General features: G+C 70.1%; 24 protein-coding genes. All 24 read right to left on the minus strand.

What is annotated here, in order from left to right; all coding sequences use genetic code 11:
• Positions 1-101: 101 nt before the first annotated feature.
• Entirely contained in the window at positions 102-548 is a 447-nt protein-coding gene (locus AB0K65_RS16300) for a DUF2550 domain-containing protein (protein ID WP_365716871.1), read from the minus strand.
• A 127-nt stretch (positions 549-675) separates the two neighbouring features.
• A complete protein-coding gene (locus tag AB0K65_RS16305; protein ID WP_365716872.1) occupies positions 676-1,050 on the minus strand; it encodes a F0F1 ATP synthase subunit epsilon in 375 nt (124 codons plus the stop codon).
• 109 nt (positions 1,051-1,159) lie between these two features.
• Positions 1,160-2,602, minus strand: a complete 1,443-nt coding sequence (atpD, locus tag AB0K65_RS16310) for a F0F1 ATP synthase subunit beta (RefSeq protein ID WP_365716873.1) — start codon at positions 2,600-2,602, stop codon at positions 1,160-1,162.
• Positions 2,602-3,519: a F0F1 ATP synthase subunit gamma gene (locus tag AB0K65_RS16315; protein ID WP_365716874.1), complete on the minus strand. Its 918-nt coding sequence runs from the start codon at positions 3,517-3,519 to the stop codon at positions 2,602-2,604. The genes atpD and AB0K65_RS16315 overlap by 1 nt, the downstream gene beginning before the upstream one ends.
• A gap of 20 nt (positions 3,520-3,539) precedes the next feature.
• A complete protein-coding gene (gene atpA / locus AB0K65_RS16320) occupies positions 3,540-5,138 on the minus strand; it encodes a F0F1 ATP synthase subunit alpha (RefSeq protein ID WP_365716875.1) in 1,599 nt (532 codons plus the stop codon).
• Positions 5,139-5,269: 131 nt separating this feature from the next.
• Positions 5,270-6,085, minus strand: a complete 816-nt coding sequence (locus AB0K65_RS16325; protein ID WP_365716877.1) for a F0F1 ATP synthase subunit delta — start codon at positions 6,083-6,085, stop codon at positions 5,270-5,272.
• Complete coding sequence (locus AB0K65_RS16330; RefSeq protein WP_365716879.1) at positions 6,082-6,627, minus strand: F0F1 ATP synthase subunit B; 546 nt, start codon at positions 6,625-6,627, stop codon at positions 6,082-6,084. The genes AB0K65_RS16325 and AB0K65_RS16330 overlap by 4 nt, the downstream gene beginning before the upstream one ends.
• Positions 6,628-6,668: 41 nt before the next feature.
• Positions 6,669-6,926 (minus strand): ATP synthase F0 subunit C, encoded by a 258-nt coding sequence (atpE, locus tag AB0K65_RS16335; protein WP_158990502.1) that lies wholly within the window; start codon positions 6,924-6,926, stop codon positions 6,669-6,671.
• 94 nt (positions 6,927-7,020) lie between these two features.
• Entirely contained in the window at positions 7,021-7,830 is an 810-nt protein-coding gene (atpB, locus tag AB0K65_RS16340) for a F0F1 ATP synthase subunit A (RefSeq protein WP_361599501.1), read from the minus strand.
• Between the two features lie 228 nt (positions 7,831-8,058).
• Positions 8,059-8,475: a hypothetical protein gene (locus AB0K65_RS16345; RefSeq protein ID WP_361434700.1), complete on the minus strand. Its 417-nt coding sequence runs from the start codon at positions 8,473-8,475 to the stop codon at positions 8,059-8,061.
• A gap of 263 nt (positions 8,476-8,738) precedes the next feature.
• Positions 8,739-10,085: an MraY family glycosyltransferase gene (locus AB0K65_RS16350; protein ID WP_365716881.1), complete on the minus strand. Its 1,347-nt coding sequence runs from the start codon at positions 10,083-10,085 to the stop codon at positions 8,739-8,741.
• A 107-nt stretch (positions 10,086-10,192) separates the two neighbouring features.
• Positions 10,193-11,440, minus strand: coding sequence for a serine hydroxymethyltransferase (glyA, locus tag AB0K65_RS16355; RefSeq protein ID WP_365716883.1), 1,248 nt, complete (start codon positions 11,438-11,440; stop codon positions 10,193-10,195).
• 188 nt (positions 11,441-11,628) lie between these two features.
• On the minus strand, positions 11,629-12,273 hold the full coding sequence (locus AB0K65_RS16360) for a protein-tyrosine-phosphatase (RefSeq protein WP_365716885.1): 645 nt from the start codon (positions 12,271-12,273) through the stop codon (positions 11,629-11,631).
• Positions 12,270-12,917 carry an L-threonylcarbamoyladenylate synthase gene (locus tag AB0K65_RS16365; RefSeq protein WP_365716887.1) on the minus strand — a complete coding sequence of 216 codons (648 nt, stop codon included), beginning with the start codon at positions 12,915-12,917 and terminating at the stop codon, positions 12,270-12,272. The genes AB0K65_RS16360 and AB0K65_RS16365 overlap by 4 nt, the downstream gene beginning before the upstream one ends.
• 94 nt (positions 12,918-13,011) lie before the next feature.
• Positions 13,012-13,857, minus strand: a complete 846-nt coding sequence (prmC, locus tag AB0K65_RS16370) for a peptide chain release factor N(5)-glutamine methyltransferase (RefSeq protein ID WP_365716889.1) — start codon at positions 13,855-13,857, stop codon at positions 13,012-13,014.
• A gap of 39 nt (positions 13,858-13,896) precedes the next feature.
• Positions 13,897-14,973, minus strand: a complete 1,077-nt coding sequence (prfA, locus tag AB0K65_RS16375; RefSeq protein WP_365716891.1) for a peptide chain release factor 1 — start codon at positions 14,971-14,973, stop codon at positions 13,897-13,899.
• A gap of 106 nt (positions 14,974-15,079) precedes the next feature.
• Complete coding sequence (rpmE, locus tag AB0K65_RS16380) at positions 15,080-15,298, minus strand: 50S ribosomal protein L31 (protein ID WP_365716893.1); 219 nt, start codon at positions 15,296-15,298, stop codon at positions 15,080-15,082.
• 159 nt (positions 15,299-15,457) lie between these two features.
• Positions 15,458-16,579: an LCP family protein gene (locus tag AB0K65_RS16385; RefSeq protein WP_365716895.1), complete on the minus strand. Its 1,122-nt coding sequence runs from the start codon at positions 16,577-16,579 to the stop codon at positions 15,458-15,460.
• Positions 16,580-16,848: 269 nt separating this feature from the next.
• On the minus strand, positions 16,849-18,897 hold the full coding sequence (rho, locus tag AB0K65_RS16390; RefSeq protein WP_365716897.1) for a transcription termination factor Rho: 2,049 nt from the start codon (positions 18,895-18,897) through the stop codon (positions 16,849-16,851).
• A 421-nt stretch (positions 18,898-19,318) separates the two neighbouring features.
• Positions 19,319-20,236 carry a homoserine kinase gene (gene thrB, locus AB0K65_RS16395; RefSeq protein ID WP_365716899.1) on the minus strand — a complete coding sequence of 306 codons (918 nt, stop codon included), beginning with the start codon at positions 20,234-20,236 and terminating at the stop codon, positions 19,319-19,321.
• Positions 20,237-20,538: 302 nt separating this feature from the next.
• Positions 20,539-21,609 carry a threonine synthase gene (gene thrC / locus AB0K65_RS16400; protein WP_365716901.1) on the minus strand — a complete coding sequence of 357 codons (1,071 nt, stop codon included), beginning with the start codon at positions 21,607-21,609 and terminating at the stop codon, positions 20,539-20,541.
• A 6-nt stretch (positions 21,610-21,615) separates the two neighbouring features.
• Positions 21,616-22,908 (minus strand): homoserine dehydrogenase, encoded by a 1,293-nt coding sequence (locus tag AB0K65_RS16405; RefSeq protein ID WP_365716903.1) that lies wholly within the window; start codon positions 22,906-22,908, stop codon positions 21,616-21,618.
• A 104-nt stretch (positions 22,909-23,012) separates the two neighbouring features.
• Positions 23,013-24,404: a diaminopimelate decarboxylase gene (lysA, locus tag AB0K65_RS16410; protein ID WP_365716905.1), complete on the minus strand. Its 1,392-nt coding sequence runs from the start codon at positions 24,402-24,404 to the stop codon at positions 23,013-23,015.
• An 11-nt stretch (positions 24,405-24,415) separates the two neighbouring features.
• The coding region (locus AB0K65_RS16415; RefSeq protein ID WP_365716907.1) for a DALR anticodon-binding domain-containing protein at positions 24,416-25,008 on the minus strand (593 nt) is incomplete at its 5' end.

Genomic DNA, 25,008 nt, shown 5'->3' on the forward strand with positions numbered 1-25,008 from the left:
AGACTCCGTCCGGGGGGACCCCCACCCAGCGGGGGCCGATCAGGCCACATTCACCCTCCCCCAGACTCCGTCCGGGGGGACCCCCACCCAGCGGGGGCCGATCAGGCCACATTCACCCGCTGGCCGGGCGGGGCCGCCTCGAGCCAGGCGAGGAAGCCGGTCAGCGCGTCCTCGCTCATCGCCAGCTCCAGACGGGTCCCCCGGTGCATACAGCCCTGGATCACCGCGTCGGAGAGCAGCGCCAGCTCCTCCTCGCCCTCGGGCATCCGGCGCTCCAGGACCTCGATGGCCGAGCGCTCCAGGACCCTGCGCGGGCGGGGGGCGTAAGAGAAGACACGGAACCAGGCGACCTGGTCGCCGCTGTAACGGGCGACGCCGTACACCCAGCCCTTGCCGGACGGGTCCGGTTCCTCGGGAACGTTCCAGCGCAGCGAACAGTCGAAGGTGCCGCCGGCCTTCTGGATCAGCCTGCGCCGCAGACCGAAGACGAAGAGCCCGATCACCACCAGTGCGACGACCAGGCCGCCCAGGAGCAGAGCGAGGAACATCTTCACCGACCTCCTCGCTGCGTCCCGTTCCCGAATACAACCAGTATCTGCATCGCCTCAGCCGCGACACGGTCTGGAAGATTCCAGCCGTGCCGCGGCTGAGGGCACAACTCTCGGCGGCGGTCCGTCAGTGGACCGCTACCGCGCGCAGCCGGACATCGGCGCGACGCTCGGCGGCGGCGTCCGAATCCGACTTGGCGCGCTCCAGCGCGCGCTCGGCGCGCTGGGCGTCGATCTCGTCCGCCAGCTCGGCGATCTCCGCGAGCAGAGACAGCTTGTCGTCGGCGAACGAGATGAATCCACCGTGCACGGCGGCGACGACAGTGCTGCCCTCGCTCGTACGGATGGTCACCGGGCCCGACTCCAGCACACCGAGCAGCGGCTGGTGGCCGGGCATGACGCCGATGTCGCCGGAGGTGGTACGCGCGATGACCAAGGTGGCCTCGCCGGACCAGACACTCCGGTCCGCGGCGACCAGCTCGACGTGCAGCTCAGCAGCCAAGGGTGGCTCCTCGGGTCACCACCCGGCGGTCGTGCCGGGTGTTGGGGTCAATTCTAGGGGGCGTGACGAGGGGGGCGGGCACACCCGCCCCCCTCGGAGAGCACGGGGCTCAGGAGACGCCGAGCTCCTTGGCGTTGGCCTTGAGGTCCTCGAGGCCACCGCACATGAAGAACGCCTGCTCGGGGAAGTGGTCGTACTCACCGTCGCAGATCGCGTTGAACGCGGCGATCGACTCGTCGAGCGGAACGTCCGAACCGTCCACACCGGTGAACTGCTTCGCCGCGTGGGTGTTCTGGGACAGGAAGCGCTCGACACGCCGGGCGCGGTGGACAACGAGCTTGTCCTCCTCGCTCAGCTCGTCGATACCGAGGATCGCGATGATGTCCTGGAGGTCCTTGTACTTCTGCAGGATCCCCTTGACGCGCGTGGCGGCGTCGTAGTGCTCCTGCGTGATGTAGCGCGGGTCCAGGATCCGGGACGTGGAGTCCAGCGGGTCCACGGCCGGGTAGATGCCCTTCTCGGAGATCGGACGGGAGAGAACCGTCGTCGCGTCGAGGTGGGCGAAGGTGGTGGCCGGGGCCGGGTCGGTCAGGTCGTCCGCGGGGACGTAGATCGCCTGCATCGAGGTGATCGAGTGACCACGGGTCGAGGTGATGCGCTCCTGGAGGAGACCCATCTCGTCGGCCAGGTTCGGCTGGTAACCCACCGCGGAGGGCATACGGCCGAGCAGGGTCGACACCTCGGAGCCCGCCTGCGTGAAGCGGAAGATGTTGTCGATGAAGAACAGCACGTCCTGCTTCTGCACATCGCGGAAGTACTCCGCCATGGTCAGACCGGCCAGGGCGACGCGCAGACGGGTGCCCGGGGGCTCGTCCATCTGGCCGAAGACCAGCGCGGTCTTGTCGAGAACGCCGGCCTCCTCCATCTCGACCATGAGGTCGTTGCCCTCACGGGTGCGCTCGCCGACGCCCGCGAAGACGGAGACACCGTCGTGCAGCTTGGCCACACGGACGATCATTTCCTGGATCAGAACGGTCTTGCCGACACCGGCGCCACCGAACAGACCGATCTTTCCACCCTTGACGTACGGGGTGAGAAGGTCGACGACCTTCAGGCCGGTCTCGAACATCTCGGTCTTCGACTCGAGCTGGTCGAACGCCGGGGCCTTGCGGTGGATCGCCCAGCGGGGGGCGTCGGCCACCGTGGAGGCCTCGTCGTTCAGCACCTGACCGAGCGTGTTGAACACGCGGCCCTTGGTGACGTCGCCGACCGGCACCGTGATGCCGTCGCCGGTGTCCACCACGGGGGCCTGGCGGACCAGACCGTCGGTGGGCTGCATGGAGATGGTGCGGACGACGCCGTCACCGAGGTGCTGGGCGACCTCGAGGGTCAGCGTCTTGGTCGCGCCCTCCACGGCCGGGTCCGGAACCTCGACGTGCAGCGCGTTGTAGATCTCCGGCATCGCGTCGACGGGGAACTCCACGTCGACGACCGGGCCGATGACCCGGGCGACGCGGCCCGTGGCGGCGGCCGTCTCAACAGTGGTCGTCATTACTTGTCACTCCCCGCGGTCGCGTCGGCCAGGGCTGCGGAGCCACCGACGATCTCGCTGATTTCCTGGGTGATTTCGGCCTGTCGGGCCGCGTTGGCAAGTCGGGAGAGGTTGTTGATCAAGTCTCCCGCGTTGTCGGTCGCCGACTTCATCGCACGGCGCGTGGCGGCGTGCTTGGAGGCAGCCGACTGGAGCAGTGCGTTGTAGATCCGGCTCTCGACGTAGCGCGGCAGGAGGGCGTCGAGGACGTCCTCCGCCGACGGCTCGAAGTCGTACAGGGGACGGAGCGTGTCCGACTCGCCCGCCTCCTTCGCCACCTCGTCGAGGCTGAGGGGCAGCAGCCGGGCCTCGACCGCCGTCTGCGTCATCATCGAGACGAACTCGGTGTAGACGATGTGGAGCTCGTCCACGCCGCCCTCGGCGGTGTCCTTCTCGATCGCCTCGATCAGCGGGGCCGCGATCTTCTTGGCGTCCGCGTACTCGGGCTGGTCCGTGAAACCGGTCCACGAGTCGGCCAGCTTGCGCTCACGGAAGTTGTAGTGCGCGATGCCACGGCGGCCGACGACGTAGATGTCGACCTCGCGTCCCTCGCTCTCCAGCTTCCTCGTGAGCTGCTCCGCCGCCTTGATGGCGTTGGAGTTGAAGGCACCGGCCAGACCACGGTCGCTCGAGAGGAGCAGGACCGCGGCGCGGGTCGGGTTCTCCACCTCGGTGGTCAGCGAGTGCTTGTCGTTCGCACCCGTGGCCACCGCCGTGACCGCGCGCGTCAGCTCGGTCGCGTACGGAGTCGAGGCCTGCACCTTGCGCTGCGCCTTGACGACACGCGAGGCGGCGATCATCTCCATCGCCTTGGTGATCTTCTTCGTCGCGGTGACGGATTTGATGCGACGCTTGTAGACCCGGAGCTGCGCTCCCATGAGTCAGGTCCCTTCCGTCGTCACTTCGAGACGTTGACGGCAGCGGAAGCGTCGTCGCCCAGCAGCTTGCCGTCAGAGGTCTCGAACTGCTTCTTGAACTCCGCGATGGCGTCACCGACGGACTGCAGGGTGTCGTCCGACATCTTGCCGCCCTCTCGGATGGAGGTCATGAGACCCGAGTGGTTCTGGCGGAGGTACGCCAGGAGCTCGGCCTCGAAGCGGCGGATGTCGTTGACCGGGACGTCGTCCATCTTGCCGGTGGTGCCGGCCCAGACGGAGACGACCTGGTTCTCGGTGGGCATCGGCTGGTACTGAGCCTGCTTGAGCAGCTCGACCATGCGCTGGCCACGCTCCAGCTGCGCCTTCGACGCGGCGTCCAGGTCGGAACCGAAGGCGGCGAACGCCTCCAGCTCACGGAACTGGGCCAGGTCCACACGGAGGCGACCGGAGATCTGCTTCATCGCCTTGTGCTGGGCGGAGCCACCGACACGCGAGACCGAGATACCGACGTTCAGAGCCGGACGCTGGCCGGCGTTGAACAGGTCGGACTCCAGGAAGCACTGGCCGTCGGTGATGGAGATGACGTTGGTCGGGATGAACGCCGACACGTCGTTCGCCTTGGTCTCGACGATCGGCAGACCGGTCATCGAACCGGCACCCAGCTCGTCCGAGAGCTTCGCGCAGCGCTCGAGGAGACGCGAGTGCAGGTAGAAGACGTCACCCGGGTAGGCCTCACGGCCCGGCGGGCGGCGCAGCAGCAGCGACACGGCGCGGTAGGCGTCGGCCTGCTTCGACAGGTCGTCGAAGACGATCAGGACGTGCTTGCCCTGGTACATCCAGTGCTGGCCGATGGCGGAGCCGGTGTACGGCGCCAGGTACTTGAAGCCGGCCGGGTCGGACGCCGGGGCGGCGACGATCGTCGTGTACTCGAGCGCACCGGCCTCTTCCAGGGCGCCGCGAACGGACGCGATGGTCGAGCCCTTCTGGCCGACGGCGACGTAGATGCAGCGGACCTGCTTGTTCACGTCGCCCGAGCGCCAGTTGTCACGCTGGTTGATGATCGTGTCGACGCACAGCGCGGTCTTGCCGGTCTGGCGGTCGCCGATGATCAGCTGACGCTGACCGCGGCCGACCGGCGTCATGGCGTCGACGGCCTTGTAGCCGGTCTCCATCGGCTCGTGCACCGACTTACGGGCCATAACGCCCGGGGCCTGCAGCTCGAGGGCGCGGCGGCCCTCGGTCGCGATCTCGCCGAGGCCGTCGATCGGGTTGCCGAGCGGGTCGACAACGCGGCCGAGGTAACCCTCGCCGACACCGACGGAGAGGACCTCACCGGTGCGCTGCACCGGCTGTCCCTCCTCGATACCGCTGAACTCGCCGAGGACGATCGCACCGATCTCGCGCTCCTCGAGGTTGAGGGCGAGACCGAGGGTGCCGTCCTCGAACTTCAGCAGCTCGTTCGCCATGGCCGAGGGCAGACCCTCGACCTTGGCAATGCCGTCGCCGGCCAGGCTGACCGTTCCGACCTCCTCGCGCGAGGCCGCGTCCGGCTGGTACGACTGGACAAAGTTCTCCAGCGCGTCCCGGATCTCCTCCGGCCGGATCGTGAGCTCCGCCATCTGGGTTCCCTGCTCTCCTTGTTGGGCCCGAAGTTTCTTTGGGGGTCTGGGGGCCGACCCCCAGGAATCTTCTGCAATCTCTGCACGGCCCAACCGGGCCGCTGGTCATGCTTGTCGTGTTGGTGGCTGAGTCAGCCGGCCAGTCGTCGGGTCGCCTCGTCGAGGCGCTCCGCGATGGTCCCGTTGATGACCTCGTCACCCACCTGCACCGTGATCCCGCCGAGGACCGAGGGGTCCACGTCGAGGTTCAGGTGCATCTGGCGGCCGTACAGCTTCGCCAGTACGGCACCAAGGCGCTGCTTCTGCTGGTCGGTCATCGGCACCGCCGAGGTGACGACGGCGACCATCCGGTTCCGGCGCGCCGCGGCGAGCTTGGAGAGGGACTCGAGTCCCGCTTCCAGGCTACGTCCCCGGGGCTGGGTCACGAGACGGACGACCAGGCGCTCGGTGACCGGGTTGGCCTTGCCGCCGAGCAGGCTGCGCAGCAGCTCGCTCTTGGCGGTCGCCGAGGCGGCCTTGTCGGTCAGCGCCGAGCGCAGCTCGGTGCTGGAGGTGACGATCCGGCCGAACCGGAACAGCTCGTCCTCCACGTCGTCCAGCGCACCGGCCTGCTGCGCCGCGGTGAGGTCGGCGATGTTCGCCAGCTCCTCGACCGAGTCGACCAGGTCACGCGACCGCGACCAGCGGGAGCGCACCATGCCGTACACCAGGTCGACGGTCTCGCCGCCCACCTGACCGCCGAGCAGTCGCCGGGCGAGCTCGGCCTTGGCCTCGCCCGCCTGCGCCGGGTCGGTCAGGACCCGACGCAGCGACACCTCGCGGTCCAGCAGCGCGGTGACGGCGGCCAGCTCGCCCGAGAGCTTCGCCGCGTCGACCGAGGTGTTGTCGGTCAGCGCGTCGAGGGACTCGCGTGCGGCGGCCAGTGCCTCGCGGCTCGCTCCGTTCATCGGACGGCCTCGGCCTTCTCCTCGAGCTCGTCGAGGAAGCGGTCGATCGTGCGGCTCTGGCGGGCGTGGTCCTCGAGGGACTCGCCGACCAGCTTGCCGGCCAGGTCGGTGGCGAGCTTGCCCACGTCCTGACGCAGCGAGGTCGCCGCGGCCTTGCGGTCGGCCTCGATCTGCGTGTGACCGGCCGCGATGATCTCCTCGCGCTGGCGCTGGCCTTCCGCCTTCATCTCCTGGATGATCGCGGTGCCCTGCTCCGTCGCCTCCTGGCGAAGACGCGCGGCCTCATGGCGGGCCTCGGCGAGCTGAGCCTTGTACTGCTCCAGCACGCTCTGGGCCTCGATCTGGGCCGACTCGGCCTTCTCGATGCCACCCTCGATGGCCTCGCGACGCTGCTCCAGAACCTTGTTGATGTTCGGGAGGAGCTTCTTGGCGAGGAAGCCGAAGACGATGACGAAGGCGATCAGGCCGATGACGAGCTCGTCGAGATGCGGGATCAGAGGAGGCTGGGGCTCCTCCGCCTGCGCAAGAAGCAGAGCGTTCACATCAGTGCCTTCCGTAAAAAGATCTGGGCTGTCGGTCCGGCTTACTGGTAGACGAAGCCCATGACGATGCCGATGAGGGCGAGCGCCTCACAGAAGGCGAAGCCCATGATCTGGTTGGTGCGGATCAGACCGGCGGCCTCGGGCTGGCGGGCGAGGGCCTGCGTGCCGTTACCGAAGATGATGCCGACGCCGACGCCGGGGCCGATCGCGGCGAGGCCGTAGCCGATCGAGGCGACGTTGCCGACGACGTTCTCCTTGGCGGAGGCCGCGAGGTTGACCATGTCGAGAGCAGCGGACATGCCGTTACTTCCTTCTCTTTCAATGACCCGGTGGGGGTTGGCCACCGGACGACTGTTGGATTGGGGGTGTAGCTGTATCCCGGGCGGGAGTGGCTCAGTGGTGCTCGGCGAGCGCGCCCTGGACGTAGCTGCAGGCCAGGAGGACGAAGACGTACGCCTGGACGGCCTGGATGAAGAGCTCGAAGGCCGTCATCACGAGGACCATCACGAACGAGGCGCCGGCGTAGACGAAGCCCAGGCCGTTCATGAGGTACCAGGTGGCCAGCGAGAACATCACGATCAGCAGGTGACCGGCGAACATGTTCGCGAACAGTCGGACCGCGTGCGTGAAGGGCCGGATGATCAGGTTCGAGAAGAACTCGAGGACGACGACCATGGGAAGGATCGCGCCGAGCGACTTGTCGTAACCGACGATGTTCTTCCACCCGCCGACGAAGCCGTGCTTCTTGAAGGTCAGCGAGATCCACATGACGTACACGATCAGCGCGAGACCGGCCGGGAAGGCGATCAGCGAGGTGACCGGGAACTGGGCGAGCGGAATGATCGACCAGAGGTTCATGATCCAGACGAAGAAGAACAGCGACACCATGAAGGGGACGTACTTCTCGCCGTCCTTCTTGCCGATGATCTCGTAGACGATGCCGCGGCGGACGAAGTCGTAACCGGCCTCGCCGACCATCTGCATCTTGCCGGGGATCAGCTTGGGCTTATTGAAGGCGGCCCAGAAGAACCCGACGACCACGATGGAGCCGAGGAGGGCGAGCAGCATCGGCTTGGTGATGTCGATGCCCCCCACCGTCGCGATGGGCTCGTACATGAACGTGTGCAGGCCCGGCGCCGGGAAGCCGCATCCACTGAAGATGTGGCAATCCGGGTCGAAGGCAAGCGTCTGGTCAGCACTCACCGCGGGCTCCTTCAGCGTGGCGCATAGGTACGGCAACCTCGTTGTGTCGGCGCGGCACGCAGCCGCGGGTCGGCACTGGACTGGTGGTCTTACGGATAAGGGGGCGGCGGTTCGGCATCGTGCCTCGCGCTGGGACAGGCGTCAGCTCGGATGCCCGCGCCCGCAGTGCCGCAGTTGGCACCGGACGATAGCAGGAAGCCGAACGCGCCTTTATCCCGGCCCTACCCCTCACTGCGACGACCCCGGCTTCTTGGGGTCGTCGATGTACATGATCTTGGCCTTCATGTACGCACGCGCCTGCGCGGCGATCCACACGAGGGTCGACGCGAGCAGGGTGAAGGCGAAGGCCTTGAAGTCGAAGAACGTCGTGTTCTTCAGCATCAGCATCAGCACGAAGAGCAGCAGCAGCTGGGTCGTGTAGAGCAGGAGTCCCATCGCCTGGAACAGGTGGGGGTACGACTTGGCCGTCCGCTGGAGCACGACGAGCCCGATCCCCATGAAGGCGATCACGACCGCGCAGCCGATGACGGCGCCGATCGCGCCCTTGCCGCCGGCGACCACACCGCTGATGACCGCGGCGATGGCGCCGGTGGCAGCAGCGGGGATGGCAGCTGACAGAAGGATGCGTGCGTCGTTGGACGGCATGGCGGTGTCTCCGCATTGCTGGTGGGGGCGATGGTGTCGTCAGGGACGAGCGTATGCCCGGTCCGAGGTGTGTCTCGGGGCCAAGAGACCGTCGCACTACGGTCTTTCGGCACTGTCGCCGGGTCTCGTGAACCGTATCACAAACTATTTGAATAGGTCTTTACTCATGGGGTGTGCGGACTGTCACACATGAGAGTTAACGCGCGCGTGTGTGCAGCGCGCGAAGGGTACTTGTCTGGTATTGGCCGCGGATGCGACGTTCGTCAACTCGGCGTTCCGGCCTTACGCCGGTCGGTGAAGCGCGAACGGTGGCCGATGGCGGTGGCCCCGTTGACGCCCGCCGGGACCGGCACGCGTTCGGACGGAGCCTCCGGCGACGACGGGGCCGTCTCCCCGGCCGCGTGAACGGAGACCGGCGGGACGGCTTCCATGCGCGGCACCGCACGGCGCCGGTAGCGCGGCGGGACGAACGACTCCGCCCAGCGCGGGGCGCGCGGGGTGAAGCGCGGGAGCAGCAGCAGGACCAGTCCGATCGCGCTCAGCAGCACGACGGTCAGGACGATCCACATCGACGTCGAGTGCACCGAGTACGCCAGCGTCCCGAAGGCGATCAGCGCCGACCAGAAGTACATGATCAGGACGGCCCGGCTGTGCGAGTGCCCGATCTCGAGGAGCCGGTGGTGCAGGTGCCCGCGGTCGGCCGCGAACGGCGACTGCCCGTTCCAGGTGCGGCGGACGATGGCCAGGACCAGGTCGGCCATCGGGATCGCGATGATCGTCAGCGGCAGGACGAGCGGGATGAAGACCGGCAGGGCGGCGTGGGTGGCCTGCCGGGTGGAACCCTCGAAGATCTTCAGCGCGTCCGGGTCCACCTGGCCCGTGATCGAGATCGCCGAGGCCGCCAGGATCAGGCCGATCAGCATCGAACCGGAATCGCCCATGAAGATCCGCGCCGGATGCATGTTGTGCGGCAGGAAGCCCAGGCACATGCCCATGAGGATGGCGGCGAAGAGCGTCGCGGGGGCTGCCGCCTCGATCGTGTAGCCGTACCAGAGCCGGTACGCGTACAGGAAGAAGGCGGCGGCGGCGATGCAGACCATGCCGGCGGCGAGCCCGTCCAGGCCGTCCACGAAGTTCACGGCGTTGATGGTCAGGACTACCAGGGCGACCGTCAGCAGCGTTCCCTGTCCCCGGGTGAGGGCGACGGTCCCGACACCGGGGATGGGCAGCCACAGGATCGTCAGACCCTGGATCACCATCACGCCCGCCGAGATCATCTGCGCGCCCAGCTTGATCAGCGCGTCCAGCTCGAACTTGTCGTCGAGGACACCGATCAGCCAGATCAGGGCGGCGCCCGAGAGCAGTGCGCGCGGCTCGTTGGAGAGCTCGAAGACACTGTTCAGGTTCTGCAGGTGGTCCGCGACGAGCAGTCCGGCGCACAGCCCGAAGAACATGGCGATGCCACCGAGCCGCGGAGTCGGTTCTCGGTGTACGTCGCGGGCGCGGATCTCCGGCATCGCCCCGGTCGCGATGGCGAACTTCCGCACCGGACCGGTGAGCAGATAGGTCACCGCGGCCGTGACACAGAGCGTCAGCAGGTAATCACGCACGGGCTGCCCCACAGGAATCGCTGGCCATCTCAGCCCCACACCCTAGCCGGGCTGTCCCTGTGCTTGAGGACATCGGGGGCCGCGGGATGGTTGCGGTCCGCTCTCCCTCACCGTCCATACGGGGGAAATCGCCCGGCGAGGTCGCGGATCTCCGCGCGTACCCGGGCCGTTTCCGCGGGGTCGTCGCGCAGCGCGGCGGTGAACAGCCCGGCGATCCGGGTCATCTCCGCGCCGCCCATCCCCTGCGTGGTCACGGCGGCGGTGCCCAGGCGGATCCCGCGGCCCTCCCCGTACGGCAGGGCGCAGGTGTCGAGGACCACACCGGCGGCGGCGAGCCGCGTCCGGGCGGTGGGGCCGTCGACGCCGAGGGGTGCCGGGTCGGCGGTGATCAGGTGGGTGTCGGTGCCCCCGGTGGTGACGGCGAAGCCCTCGGAGGCGAGCGCGTCGGCGAGGACGCGGGCGTGCGCGACCACCCGGTGGGCGTACGCGGCGAAGGGGGGCGCCGCCGCCTCGCCGAAGGCGACGGCCTTCGCGGCGATGGTGTGCATCTGCGCGCCGCCCTGCGTGAAGGGGAACACGGCCCGGTCGACGCGGCCGGCCAGTTCCTCGCCGCAGAGGATCATGCCGCCGCGCGGGCCCCGCAGCACCTTGTGGGTGGTGGCGCAGACGACATCGGCGTACGGCACCGGGTTGGGGGCCGCTCCCCCGGCGATCAGGCCCATGGGGTGGGCGGTGTCGGCGATGAGATAGGCGCCGACCTCGTCGGCGATGGCCCGGAAGACGGCGTAGTCGAGGTGGCGGGGGTACGAGATCGAGCCGCAGACGATCGCCTTGGGGCTGTGGTGGCGGGCGAGGGCGGCCACCTGCTCGTAGTCGACGAGGCCCGTCTCGGCGTCGACGCCGTACGGCACGAAGTCGAACCAGCGGCCGGAGAAGTTGGCGGGCGAGCCGTGGGTGAGGTGCCCGCCGTGGGCGAGGCCCATGGCGAGGACGGTGTCACCGGGGCGCAGCAGGGCGGCGTAGGCGGCCAGCACGGCCGAGGAACCGGAGTGCGCCTGGACGTTGGCGTGTTCGGCGCCGAAGAGGGCCTTGGCCCGCTCGACGGCGATCCGCTCGGCGGCGTCGGCGAACTCGCAGCCGCCGTGGTGGCGGGCGCCGGGGTAGCCCTCGGCGTACTTGTTGGCGAGCGGGGAGCCGAGCGCGGCGAGGACGGCCGGCGAGGTGAAGTTCTCGGCGGCGATGAGCTGCAGCCCGTCGGCCTGCCGGCGCACCTCCCCGAGCAGCACGTCGGCGATCTCCGGGTCCTGCCGGCGCAGGACGTCGAGATCCTCTTCGGGGGGAGCGGTGACCGGCATCTGTGGCTCCAGGCGCGGGGGCTGGGCTTCAGCTCCAATGTAGGCGCGTCGGGCCGTGTTCGCCCGGTGTTCACCCCCGCCTGGGCCGTCCGGCCCAAGGCCCCTCGCACCCGGTCGCCTCACGGGCGCCGCGGGCGGTCCCCAGGCCTCCCCCGCGCGCCCGCCCGCCCGGTCCGGGGGCGGTCGGGTCAGCGTCGCGCCGGTACGCCCGTCAGCGCCGTCACCACGGGATCCAGCGCGGTGTTGATCTCGTCGCCGATCGAGCGGAAGAACGTGATCGGGGCGCCGTACGGGTCGTTGACCTCGTCCGCCTCCACGTTGGGCGCCAGCAGCCACCCGCGGAGAGCCGCCGCCGCGCGCACCAGCGCACGCGCCCGCTCGACCATGCCCTCGCTGAGCGGGTCCGGCAGCGTGGCCGGGTCTATCGCCCGCACCAGACGGGTGAACTCCTTCAGCGTGAAGGTGCGCAGCCCCGCCGAGTGGCCCATCGAGATGACCTGCGCGCGGTGGTCCCGGGTCGCCGTCAGGACCAGGTCCGCGCGGATCACGTGCTCGTCGAGGAGCTCGCGGCCCACGAAGCCGGTGGCGTCCGCGCCGAAGTCGGCGAGGACCAGCTCCGCGTTGGCCTCCATCGGGGCCCCCTCGTGGCCCCAGGTACCCGCGCTCTCCACGATCAGGCCGCCGCCCCGGGGGTCGCCCAGGCGGTCGCACAGGGCATGGCGAGTCAGCCGCTCGGTGATCGGCGAGCGGCAGACGTTGCCGGTGCTGACGTGGAGAATGCGGAAGGAAGTGCTCTCGTGCCCCGCTATGCCACGCCCCTCAGGGGCGGTCAATTGGCCACCTCGAGGTCGGGTACGACCTTGCGGAGCTCCTCCGGCGACAGCGCGCCCTGGCGCAGCAGCACCGGGACCTTGCCCGTCACGTCGACGATCGACGACGGCACGATGCCGGGCGTGGGCCCGCCGTCGAGGTAGACCGACACCGAGTCGCCCAGCATCTCCTGCGCCGCGTCGCAGTCCTCCGGAGAGGGGTGTCCCGTCAGGTTCGCCGACGACACGGCCATCGGGCCGACCTCGGTCAGCAGCTCGATCGCGACGGGGTGCAGCGGCATGCGGATCGCGACGGTGCCACGGGTGTCCCCCAGATCCCACTGGAGCGACGGCTGGTGGCGCGCGACCAGCGTCAGCGCGCCCGGCCAGAACGCGTCGACGAGCTCCCACGCCTGCTCGGAGAAGTCCGTGACGAGGCCGTGCAGGGTGTTCGGGGAGCCGATGAGCACAGGCGTGGGCATGTTCCGGCCGCGGCCCTTGGCCGCGAGCAGGTCCGCGACGGCCTCCGAGCTGAAGGCGTCCGCACCGATGCCGTAGACGGTGTCGGTGGGCAGCACGACCAGCTCGCCGCGGCGGACGGCGGACGCGGCCTCGCGCAGCCCGGTGACTCGGTCGGTCGCCTCGTTGCAGTCGTATCGCCGAGCCATTACTCGCCTGCCTCCTCTTTCGTGGTCACTCGGTTCGCCGCCGGGGCGCCGCTGCGCCCGGGAGCGGCGGACGTCCTCGTCCCGTACGAGGGCGTCATGGCATCGCCTTGCGGGCGGTCGCGAAGCGCGGCCGGTTGTTCAGGTCGGGGTGGTCGGCGGCGTCCGCCCAGCCGGCCTCCTCGTTGAAGATCCACGGGACCTGGCCGCCCTGGGTGTCGGCGTGCTCGATCACCACCAGGCCGCCGGGCCGCAGCAGCCGGTGCGCGGTGCGCTCGATCCCCCGGATGGTGTCGAGGCCGTCCTCGCCGGAGAAGAGCGCCATCTCGGGGTCGTGGTCGCGCGCCTCCGGCGCCACGTACTCCCACTCGGTCAGCGGGATGTACGGCGGGTTGGAGATGACCAGGTCGACCTGGCCGTCGAGCTCAGGGAGCGCGCTGAGCGCGTCGCCCTGGTGGACGGTGACCCGTGAGCCCTCGGCGTTCCTGCGGGTCCACACCAGCGCGTCGTCGGAGAGCTCGACGGCGTGCACGCGCGAGCGCGGCACCTCCTGGGCCATGGCGAGCGCGATGGCGCCCGAGCCGGTGCACAGGTCGACGATCAGCGGCTCGACCACGTCCATCGCGCGTACGGCGTCTATGGCCCAGCCCACCACGGACTCGGTCTCCGGGCGGGGCACGAAGACCCCGGGCCCCACCTGGAGCTCCAGATAGCGGAAGAACGCGCGCCCGGTGATGTGCTGGAGCGGCTCACGCGCCTCGCGGCGGGCGATCGTCTCCCAGTAGCGGGCGTCGAAGTCGGTGTCCTTGACGTTGTGCAGCTCCCCCCGCTTGACGCCGTGCACGAACGCGGCGAGCTCCTCCGCGTCGAAACGCGGTGAGGGAACGCCGGCGTCGGCCAGCCGCTGGGTGGCCTGGGCCACCTCGGCAAGCAGCAGGTTCACGCTGGTCCTCCGTGGTGCGGGGGGTGGGGCTGACACGTCCTACGCCGCTGCGAGCTTCGCGGCGGAGTCGGCGTCGACACAGGCCTGGATCATCGCGTCCAGGTCACCGTCGAGCACCTGGTCCAAGTTGTACGCCTTGAACCCGACGCGATGGTCCGAGATCCGGTTTTCCGGGTAGTTGTACGTCCGGATCTTCTCGGACCTGTCGACGGTACGCACCTGGCTGCGGCGGGCGTCCGCGGCCTCCGCCTCGGCCTTCTCCTGGGCGGCGGCGAGCAGCCGGGAGCGCAGGATACGCATGGCCTGCTCCTTGTTCTGGAGCTGGCTCTTCTCGTTCTGGCAGGAGGCGACGATGCCGGTCGGCAGGTGCGTGATGCGCACGGCGGAGTCGGTGGTGTTGACGGACTGGCCGCCGGGGCCGGACGAGCGGTAGACGTCGATGCGCAGGTCGTTGGCGTGGATCTCGACGTCGATCTCCTCGGCCTCGGGGGTCACGAGGACGCCGGCGGCGGAGGTGTGGATACGGCCCTGGGACTCGGTGGCGGGCACCCGCTGGACGCGGTGCACCCCGCCCTCGTACTTCAGCCGCGCCCAGACGCCCTGGCCGGGCTCGGTGGCGCCGTTGCCGCCCTTGGTCTTCACGGCGACCTGGACGTCCTTGTAGCCGCCCAGCTCGGACTCGGTGGAGTCGATGATCTCGGTCTTCCAGCCGACGCGCTCGGCGTAGCGCAGGTACATCCGCAGGAGGTCGCCGGCGAACAGGGCGGACTCGTCGCCGCCCGCGCCGGCCTTGATCTCGAGGATGACGTCCTTGTCGTCGCTGGGGTCGCGCGGGACGAGCAGCAGCCGCAGCTTGTCGGTCAGCTCCTCGCGCCGCTTCTCCAGCTCCTTGACCTCGGCGGCGAAGTCGGGGTCGTCGGCGGCGAACTCCTTCGCCGTCTCGATGTCGTCCGCCGTGCTCTTCCACGCCTTGTACGTGCCGATGATCGGGGTCAGCTCCGCGTAACGCTTGTTGAGCTTGCGCGCGTTCGCCTGGTCGGAGTGGACCGAAGGGTCGGCGAGCCGCTTCTCGAGATCGGCGTGTTCGCCGACCAGTTCCTCGACCGCTTCGAACATCGGGTGCTCCTGGGTTCAATCGTGAAGGCGTGAAGGACTGCGGGGACGGCAAAGCGCCGGTCCGGTCCCCCCTGCGGGAGCGACCAAGGACCGGCGCAGTGACGTGCTACTTCTTGGCCGCAGCCTTGCCGAAGCGGGCCTCGAAGCGGGCCACGCGGCCGCCGGTGTCGAGGATCTTCTGCTTGCCCGTGTAGAACGGGTGGCACTCGGAGCAGACCTCGGCACGGATGGTGCCTTCGTTGAGGGTGCTACGGGTGGTGAACGACGCGCCGCAGGTGCAGCTGACCTGGGTCTCGACGTACTCGGGGTGGATCTCGCGCTTCAAGGTGTCTCCTAGTTTCGGGAGGGCACCGGGTCGCTCGTGCGGGATGCACATGCGTGAACCGGGGCCGACGTACCAGTCTGCCAGGACCGGCCGTATCTCCCAAAACCGGGTCCGTGGTGAAACTATTCCGGCCCCGCGCGACCGTGCGCGGGGCGGGCTTCAGCGCACGAGGCCGTCGGCCTTGCCCGTGGCCGCGTCCTCGGTCGCCGAGGCGGGGATCGGCCGGTCCGCCTGCAGGGCCTTCCAGACCTGCCGGCCCTGGGCGTCCAGCGGGATGACGCGGTTCGGGTCGGCGGGGTCGTACTCGACCGGCATCGTGATCATGTGGACGTCCTCGGCGCCGAGCCCGGAGAGCCCCTTGGCGAAGCCCATCAGCTCGTTGACGGAGTCGAGCTCGGAGTCCGGGGTGATCGCCTTGGTGGCGGTGTCGGCGATGCCGAGGAGCTTCTTCGGGTCGCTGAAGACGCCGACGTCCTTCACCTGGTCGATGAAGGCCTTCATGAAGGCCTGCTGGAGCTGGATGCGGCCGAGGTCGCTGCCGTCGCCGACGCTCTTGCGGGTGCGGACCAGGCCGAGGGACTGCTCGCCGTCGAGGGTGTGGGTGCCCGGTGCGAGGTCGAGGTGGCTCTTGGTGTCCTCGATGGGCCGGGACGTGGTGATCTCCACGCCGCCGAGCTTGTCGATGAGCTTCTTGAAGCCGGTGAAGTCGACCTCGACGTAGTGGTCCATGCGGATGCCGGACATCGACTCGACCGTCTTCACGGCGCAGGCGGGGCCGCCGACCTCGTACGCGGTGTTGAACATTGCCCGAGTCGCTCCGGAGACGGCGGCTCCGTCGGCGTCGGTGCAGTCCGGGCGGTCCACGAGGGTGTCACGCGGTATGGAGACCACGCTGGCCTTCTTGTGGCCTTCGTAGACGTGGACGACCATCGCGGTGTCGGAGCGGGCGCCGCCCTCGTCCTTGCCGTAGGCGCCGTTGTCGCCGGAGCGCGAGTCCGAGCCGAGGACGAGGATGTCCATCGAGCCGTTGTCGAGGTTCTTCGGGCGGTCGGCGCCCAGCTGGGCGTTGATGTCGACGCCCTCGAGGTTGCCGTTGAGCTTGACGTAGACGTAGCCGAGCCCGGAGCCCCCGACGAGGATGAGCGCGGCCGCGCTCCAGGCGGCGGCGGTCACCGCGCGGCGCCCCTGGGGAGGCTGCTTGCGGCGGCGGCCGCTGGGGGGTCCCACCACGCCCCCTGGGCGGAGGGGGCGTATTCGGCCGCCCCTGTTCTGCTCGGTCATCTGCCTACCTCAGGTCCTCGGTTCACCTTGTGTGACGGCGAAGCACCCGAAAGGGTTGCACGGCTCGCTGTGAGGCCGAGCCGGGCGAGGCCCCGCGACGCACGGTGCCCACCGTACGAGGCACGGTGGGCACAGTGGTCTTTACGCAGGTCACGGCGGCATCGCCCGCCCGTAGGCAGCGACACCGCCGTGTGACCGAGGTCTCGCGGCCGAGCCAGGTTCGGCTCGGCTCGGCGCGCGGGACCTCGGGACGAGGACCTCAGAGGCGACTAGTCGTTGCCGTTGCCGGCGCCCGGGGTCGTCTTCTGGATCTGGAGCAGGAACTCGCCGTTCGACTTGGTCTGCTTCATCTTGTCGAGCAGCAGCTCGATCGCCTGCTGCTGGTCGAGCGCGTGCAGCACGCGACGCAGCTTCCAGGTGACCGCCAGCTCGTCGCTGCCGAGCAGGATCTCCTCCTTGCGGGTGCCGGACGCGTCGACGTCCACCGCCGGGAAGATGCGCTTGTCGGCGAGCTTCCGGTCGAGCTTGAGCTCCATGTTGCCGGTGCCCTTGAACTCCTCGAAGATCACCTCGTCCATGCGCGAGCCGGTGTCGACCAGCGCGGTGGCCAGGATGGTCAGCGAACCGCCGTCCTCGATGTTGCGCGCGGCACCGAAGAAGCGCTTCGGCGGGTAGAGCGCGGTCGAGTCGACACCACCGGACAGGATGCGGCCGGAGGCCGGGGCGGCGAGGTTGTACGCGCGGCCCAGGCGGGTGATCGAGTCGAGCAGGACGACGACGTCGTGACCCAGCTCCACCAGGCGCTTGGCGCGCTCGATGGCCAGTTCGGCGACCGTGGTGTGGTCCTCGGCGGGGCGGTCGAAGGTCGAGGAGATGACCTCGCCCTTCACCGACCGCTGCATGTCGGTGACCTCTTCCGGACGCTCGTCGACCAGGACGACCATCAGGTGGCACTCGGGGTTGTTGGTGGTGATCGCGTTGGCGATCGCCTGCATGATCATGGTCTTGCCGGTCTTCGGCGGGGCCACGATCAGGCCTCGCTGGCCCTTGCCGATCGGCGACACGAGGTCGATGATCCGCGTGGTCAGCACACCCGGGTCGGTCTCCAGACGGAGGCGGTCCTGCGGGTAGAGCGGGGTCAGCTTGTTGAACTCCGGGCGGCCGCGGCCGGAGTCGGCGGCCATGCCGTTCGAGGAGTCGAGGCGGACCAGCGCGTTGAACTTCTCGCGGCGCTCGCCCTCCTTCGGCTGACGCACGGCGCCGGTGACGTGGTCGCCCTTGCGCAGGCCGTTCTTGCGGACCTGGGCGAGGGAGACGTACACGTCGTTGGGACCGGGGAGGTAGCCCGAGGTCCGGATGAACGCGTAGTTGTCGAGGATGTCGAGGATGCCCGCGACGGGGATCAGGACGTCGTCGTCGGAGACCTGCGGCTCGCCGGCGGCGAACTCGTCACGGCCGCGACGGCCACGACGGTCGCGGTAGCGGCCACGACGGCCGCGACGGCCGCCCTCGTCGTCGAAATCGTCCTGCGGGCCGGTGTTCTGCGGCGGGCCGCTCTGACGCTGCTGGCGCTGGCCGCCCTGGCCACCGCCCTGCTGGTCGTCGCCCTTGCCCCGGTCACGACGGTCGCGCTGACGGTCGCCGCGGTCACGGCGGTCGCCCCGGTCACCGCGCTCGCCGCGGTCACGGCGGCCACGGCCCTCGGCGGTGTCGGCGGCACCCTCAGCCCTGCCCTCGGACGAGGTGTCGGGGCGGGGCTCCGTACGGGTGTCCGTACGCGTCTCGACCTTGGCCTCGGTCTTCACGGCCTGGGCGGTCTCGCCCTTGGCCTCGCCCTCCGGGCTGCCGGCCGGGGCGGTGGCGCGGCGGCGGCGGCGCTCGCCGACCGGCTGGTCATCGCTGGCCGGCTGTCCGGGGATGTCGATCTGCTGCTGGGCGACGGCCTTCTCGGCCTTGTCGGCCTTCGGCGCGGCCTCGGCGGCGGTGTCGCCGGTACGGGCCTTGGAGGTGGCGCGGCGCTTGGGCTTGGCCTCGGCCGTCTCGGCGGCCTTGGCGGGAGCGGAAGATCCGGCTCCGCCGGAGCCCCCGGCCTGCGCCTCCTTGATGACCTCGATCAGCTGGCTCTTGCGCATCCGCGCGGTGCCCCTGATGCCGAGGCCGGACGCGACCTGCTGCAGCTCGGCCAGGACCATGCCCTCGAGGCCGGTGCCGGAGCGGCGGCGCCGTGCGGTGGTGCCAGTGGCAGCACCTGCGGCGGGCGCGGCGTTGTCGACACTGTTGTCGGCAGTCACGCCCATCAGATCGGTGGTGTCGCTCACGAAGGGTCCTTCCCTGGAGCGGACGTCGGCCATCTGGCTCGGCGACCGGTTGTGCTGTCCGACGACGGTCTGCTTGTGGACCGGGCCGGGGCGGTGGTCCCGCCGGGTACGGCGGAGAGAGAAACGTGCTGTGGGTCCGGCCCGAGGCCCCCTGCTCGGCCCTCACCGAGGAAGAGCGAGGGGTGTCGTGCCGGTTCCGGAGCGTGCTCGAAACTGCTCAGGCAGGCTGCTCAGGCAGTTGGGGAGGCTCCCGGAAGAATGGGTGGTCCCTGAGGGGGACACTCAGCACCGCGCCACAAAGACGTCGGGTGCAGACTTGAGGTTAACACTACCGGCTCCAACAAACATTCCCCCTCTCCATCACCGGCAATCCCGTGTCCGGGCGCGTTCCCCGCGCTCGGGCCCTCGGACCCTCGGGTCCTCAGGGAGCGAGCGGCAGCACGCTCGCTCCGGACACATCGAGGTCGAGCCGGTTCGCGGCCCATCCCTCGCCCGCCAGTCGGGCGACCTTGTCGGCCGTCCCGTGTTCGGCCAGCGCGAGGACCGTGGGGCCCGCGCCGGAGATGACCGCGGGGACGCCGTCCGCCCGCAGCCGGTTCACGAGTGCGAGGCTCTCCGGCATCGCGGGAGCCCGGTACTCCTGGTGCAGCCGGTCCTCGGTGGCCGCGAGCAGCAGCTCGGGGCGGCGGGTCAGCGCCTCCACGAGGAGCGCGGCGCGCCCGGCGTTGGCCGCGGCGTCGACGTGCGGGACGGTGCGCGGCAGCAGCCCTCGGGCGGTCTCCGTCAGCACGGGCTTACCGGGGACGAAAACCACCGGAACGATGGAATCGGCGGGATCCATCCGGATCGCCCGCGCGGCGCCGGACTCGGTCCAGGCGAGCGTGAAGCCGCCGAGGAGACAGGCGGCGACGTTGTCGGGGTGCCCCTCGATCTCGGTGGCCAGCTCGAGCAGGGCGGCCTCGTCGAGCCGGGCGTCCCCGCCTATGGTCACGGCGCGGGCGGCGACGATGCCGGCGCAGATGGCGGCGGAGGAGGAGCCGAGGCCGCGGCCGTGCGGGATGCGGTTGGCGCAGACGACCTCGAGGCCTCGCGGCTGACCGCCGAGCAGGTCGAACGCGGTGCGCAGGGAGCGTACGAGGAGGTGGCTCTCGTCGCGCGGGAGCGTGTCGGCACCCTCGCCGGCGATGTCGATGTGCAGCCCGGAGTCGGCGACTCGGACGACGACGTCGTCGTACAGGCCCAGCGACAGCCCGAAGGCGTCGAAGCCCGGGCCGAGGTTGGCGCTGGTGGCGGGAACGCGCACCCGTACGGCGGCGGCGCGGAACGCGGGACCGGCCATCGCTCGATGACTCTCCTTGACTTGCGACTGCGGGGGTCTTACTGCGGGGATCGTGGCGGGGTGTTCGAGAGAAGTACGCAAGGACCCGGGGGCCGTCTCTGCCTCGGGGGCGACAACGGCAACGACACCGCGCATATGCAACGGGGCGGGTTCGGTACAGCCTATCGAAGGAAGGTTCTGTGGCGACATAGGGCGCACAGGAGGCGCACGATGCGTGTCGCGAGCCTTCCTGTGCGCCTATGTACGTTCCTGAGCGGGTGCGGCCCACCGGGTACCCACGGAGGGCCGCACCACCAGGGGAGTTACGCCAGGCCGAGGCGCTCGGCGGCGGCCGCCGCGTCGACCGGGACCGTGACGGGCTGCGGCGCTCCGGCCACCGCCCAGTCGGGGTCCTTGAGGCCGTTGCCGGTGACGGTGCAGACGATCCGCTGGCCGGGGTCCACCTTGCCCTGCTCGGCGGCCTTCAGCAGACCGGCGACGGAGGCGGCGGAGGCGGGCTCGACGAAGACGCCCTCCTGCGCGGCCAACAGGCGGTACGCGCGCAGGATCTCACGGTCCGTCACCTCGTCGATGAAGCCGCCCGACTCGTCCCGGGCGGCGATCGCGTAGTCCCAGGAGGCCGGGTTGCCGATGCGGATCGCGGTGGCGATCGTCGACGGGTCCTTCACGACCTCGCCGCGCACCAGCGGCGCCGAGCCGGAGGCCTGGAAGCCCCACATGCGCGGGCGGTGCGTGGACAGCCCGTCCGCGGCGTACTCGGTGTACCCCTTCCAGTACGCCGTGATGTTGCCGGCGTTGCCGACGGGCAGGACGTGGATGTCGGGGGCGTCGCCGAGCATGTCGACGATCTCGAAGGCCGCGGTCTTCTGGCCCTCGATACGGACCGGGTTGACCGAATTGACCAGCGCCACCGGGTAGTTCTCGGACAGGCCGCGGGCCAGGGTCAGGCAGTCGTCGAAGTTGCCGTCGACCTGGAGGATCTTCGCGCCGTGCACGAGGGCCTGGCCCATCTTGCCGAGCGCGATCTTGCCCTGCGGCACCAGGACCGCGCACACCATGCCGGCGCGCACGGCGTAAGCCGCCGCCGAGGCGGAGGTGTTGCCGGTGGAGGCGCAGATGACGGCCTGCGCGCCCTCCTCCTTGGCCCGGGTGATGGCCATGGTCATGCCGCGGTCCTTGAAGGACCCGGTGGGGTTGGCGCCCTCGACCTTGAGGTGCACCTCGCAGCCCGTGCGCTCGGAGAGGACCTGAGCGGGGACGAGCGGCGTGCCGCCCTCACGGAGCGTGACGACCGGCGTCCGGTCCGTGACCGGAAGGCGGTCCCGGTACTCCTCGATGATGCCGCGCCACTGGTGGGTGCCCTTGCTGGTCATGGGTCCTTACTCCCCTTCAACACGCATGATGCTGGCGACACCGCGCACGGTGTCGAGCTTGCGCAGCGCCTCGACGGTCCCGGAGAGGGCGGCGTCGGGCGCGCGGTGGGTGACGACGACGAGGGACGCCTCGCCGTCCTTGCCCTGCTGGCGCACCGTATCGATGGATACGCCGTGCTCGGCGAAGACCGTCGCGACCTGGGCGAGCACGCCCGGCTTGTCGGCCACGTCGAGGCTGATGTGGTACCGCGTCACCACGTCGCCCATGGGGCTCACGGGCAGCTGGGTGTACGCGGACTCGCCGGGGCCCGTGGCCTCGTTGAGCTTGTTGCGGCAGACGGCGACGAGGTCGCCGAGCACGGCGGAGGCGGTCGGAGAGCCGCCGGCGCCGGGGCCGTAGAACATGAGCCGCCCGGCGGCCTCCGCCTCGACGAAGACCGCGTTGTAGGCCTCGCGGACGGAGGCGAGCGGGTGGCTGAGCGGGATCATCGCCGGGTGCACGCGCGCGGTGACGGACTCGCCGTCGGCGGAGCGCTCGCAGATGGCGAGCAGCTTAATGGTGCAGCCCATCCGCTTGGCCGAGGCGAAGTCGGCGGCGGTGACCTCGGTCATGCCCTCGCGGTAGACGTCGTCGAGACGCACGCGCGTGTGGAAGGCGATGCCGGCCAGGATCGCGGCCTTGGCGGCGGCGTCGAAGCCCTCGACGTCGGCGGTCGGGTCGGCTTCGGCGTAACCGAGGGCGGTGGCCTCGTCGAGCGCCTCGGAGTACCCGGCGCCGTTGGTGTCCATCCGGTCGAGGATGAAGTTGGTGGTGCCGTTGACGATGCCCATGACCCGGTTGATCTTGTCGCCGGCGAGGGACTCGCGCAGCGGCCGGATCAGGGGGATGGCGCCCGCCACCGCGGCCTCGTAGTAGAGGTCCTGCCCGTGCTGGTCGGCCGAGGCGTAGAGGTTCGCGCCGTCCTGGGCGAGGAGCGCCTTGTTGGCCGAGACGACCGAGGCGCCGTGCGCGAAGGCGGTGGTGATGAGGGTGCGGGCCGGCTCGACCCCGCCGATGACCTCGACGACGACGTCGATGTCACCGCGTTTGACCAGGGCGGTGGCGTCGGTGGTGATCAGTTCCGGGGCGATGCCCTCGCGGACCTTGTCGGGGCGGCGGACCGCCACGCCGGCGAGCTCGACCGGGGCGCCGATGCGCGCGGCGAGGTCGTCGGCGTGCGTCGTCATGATGCGCGCCACCTCTGAGCCGACCACACCACAGCCCAGCAGCGCCACCTTCAGCGGACGCGTACGCATCATCCGACCTCGTTTCTCGTACTTCTTCGTATCTCTACGGTGGGACCAGTCTCACTCACCGGACGGAGGTTTCTGCCCTCCGTCCGGATCCTGAGACATCTATTTCATCAGCCGACATCGAGACGCAGGAGATCTTCCTCCGTCTCACGCCGGACGATCACCCGGGCCTCGCCGTCGCGGACGGCGACGACGGGCGGGCGCAGCGCGTGGTTGTAGTTGCTGGCCATCGATCGGCAGTACGCGCCGGTGGCGGGTACGGCGATCAGGTCGCCCGGCGCCAGGTCGGCGGGCAGGAACGCGTCCTTGACCACGATGTCACCGCTCTCGCAGTGCTTGCCGACGACGCGGGAGAGCATGGGCTCGGCGTCACTCGTCCGCGACACGAGGGCGACGCTGTACTCGGCGTCGTACAGCGCCGTGCGGATGTTGTCCGACATCCCGCCGTCGACGCTGACGTACGTCCGCAGCCCTTCGAGGGGCTTGACGGTACCGACCTCGTACAGGGTGAAGGCGGTGGGTCCGACGATGGCGCGCCCCGGCTCGACGGAGATGCGGGGCGTCCGCAGCCCCGCGGCCTCGCACTCGCGGGTGACGATCTCGTGGAGCGCCTTGGCGATGTGGTGGGGCTCGCGCGGGTCGTCGTCGGAGGTGTAGGCGATGCCGAGGCCGCCGCCGAGGTCGATCTCGGGCAGCTCGACGCCGTGCTCGTCGCGCACCTCGGCGAGCAGCTGGACGACACGGCGGGCGGACACCTCGAAACCGGCCATGTCGAAGATCTGGGAACCGATGTGCGAGTGGATCCCGATGAGTTCGAGCCCGTCCAGCCTGAGGGCGCGGCGCACGGCCTCGGCGGCCTGGCCGCCGGCGAGGGCGATGCCGAACTTCTGGTCCTCGTGGGCGGTGGCGATGAACTCGTGCGTGTGGGCCTCGACTCCGACGGTCACGCGGATCTGGACCCGCTGCCGCCTGCCGAGGGACTGGGCGATGTGGGCGACGCGGACGATCTCCTGGAAGGAGTCGAGGACGATGCGCCCGACCCCGGCCTCGACGGCGCGGCGGATCTCGTCCGGGGACTTGTTGTTCCCGTGGAAGGCGATGCGCTCGGCGGGCATGCCGGCGTCGAGGGCGGTGGTGAGCTCGCCCCCGGAGCACACGTCCAGGTTCAGTCCCTCCTCCGTGAGCCAGCGGACGACGGCCCGGGAGAGGAAGGCCTTGCCGGCGTAGAACACGTCCGCGTCGTGGCCGAAGGCCTCGGCCCAGGCGCGGCAGCGGGCGCGGAAGTCCGACTCGTCCAGGAAGTACGCGGGCGTACCGAACTCCTCGGCGAGCCGCGTCACCGGCAGCCCCCCGACGGTGACGACGCCGTCGTCGCCCCGGCCGACGGTCCTGGCCCACACCTTCGGGTCGAGGTGGTTGAGGTCGGTGGGCGGGGCGGAGTAGTGGCCCTCGGGGACGACGTCGGCGTGACGGGGCCCGGCGGGGTGGGCGGAACGGCTCATGTCTGCATCTTTCACATCTGGTCGGGGGCGCTGATGCCGAGCAGGGAGAGGCCACCGGCGAGCACCGCCCCGGCGGCTTCGGCGAGCGCGAGCCGGGAACGGTGGGCGGCCGAGGGTTTCTCGTCGCCGAGCGGCAGCACGGCGTGCTGGAAGTCGAGCAGCGCGTCGGCGGTGGCCTCGAGGTGCCGGGCGACCCGGTCGGGGGCGCGCAGGCGGGCGGCGGAGGCCAGGACGAGGGGATGGTCACCGAGAACGGTGGCGAGCGCCCGCCCGTCCTCGACGTGTTCGTCGACCGCGCTGCGGAACCCGAGCCGTTCGGCGTTGCGGAGGAGGGCACGGGTACGGGAGTGGGCGTACCGGACGCGGAAGAGGGAGTTGCCCTCGTTCTGCCGCAGGAGCTCGTCGCCGAGCCGGGGCGCGTCATGGGCGGCGACGGAGAGGAGCCCCCACCGGGCTGCGTCGGCACCGAGACTCCGCAGGAGTTCGGGGGCGGGAAGCGGGGCGGGGAGGGGGGCGATGTGGGCGGTGCTGTCGACGGGCTGGGCGTCGGGGCCGGCGGGGGCGATGGGCAGGCCGTCGGAGCCGGCGGGGGCGACGGGCAGGC

The organism is Streptomyces sp. NPDC053755, from assembly GCF_040677675.1.
Lineage (GTDB): Bacteria > Actinomycetota > Actinomycetes > Streptomycetales > Streptomycetaceae > Streptomyces.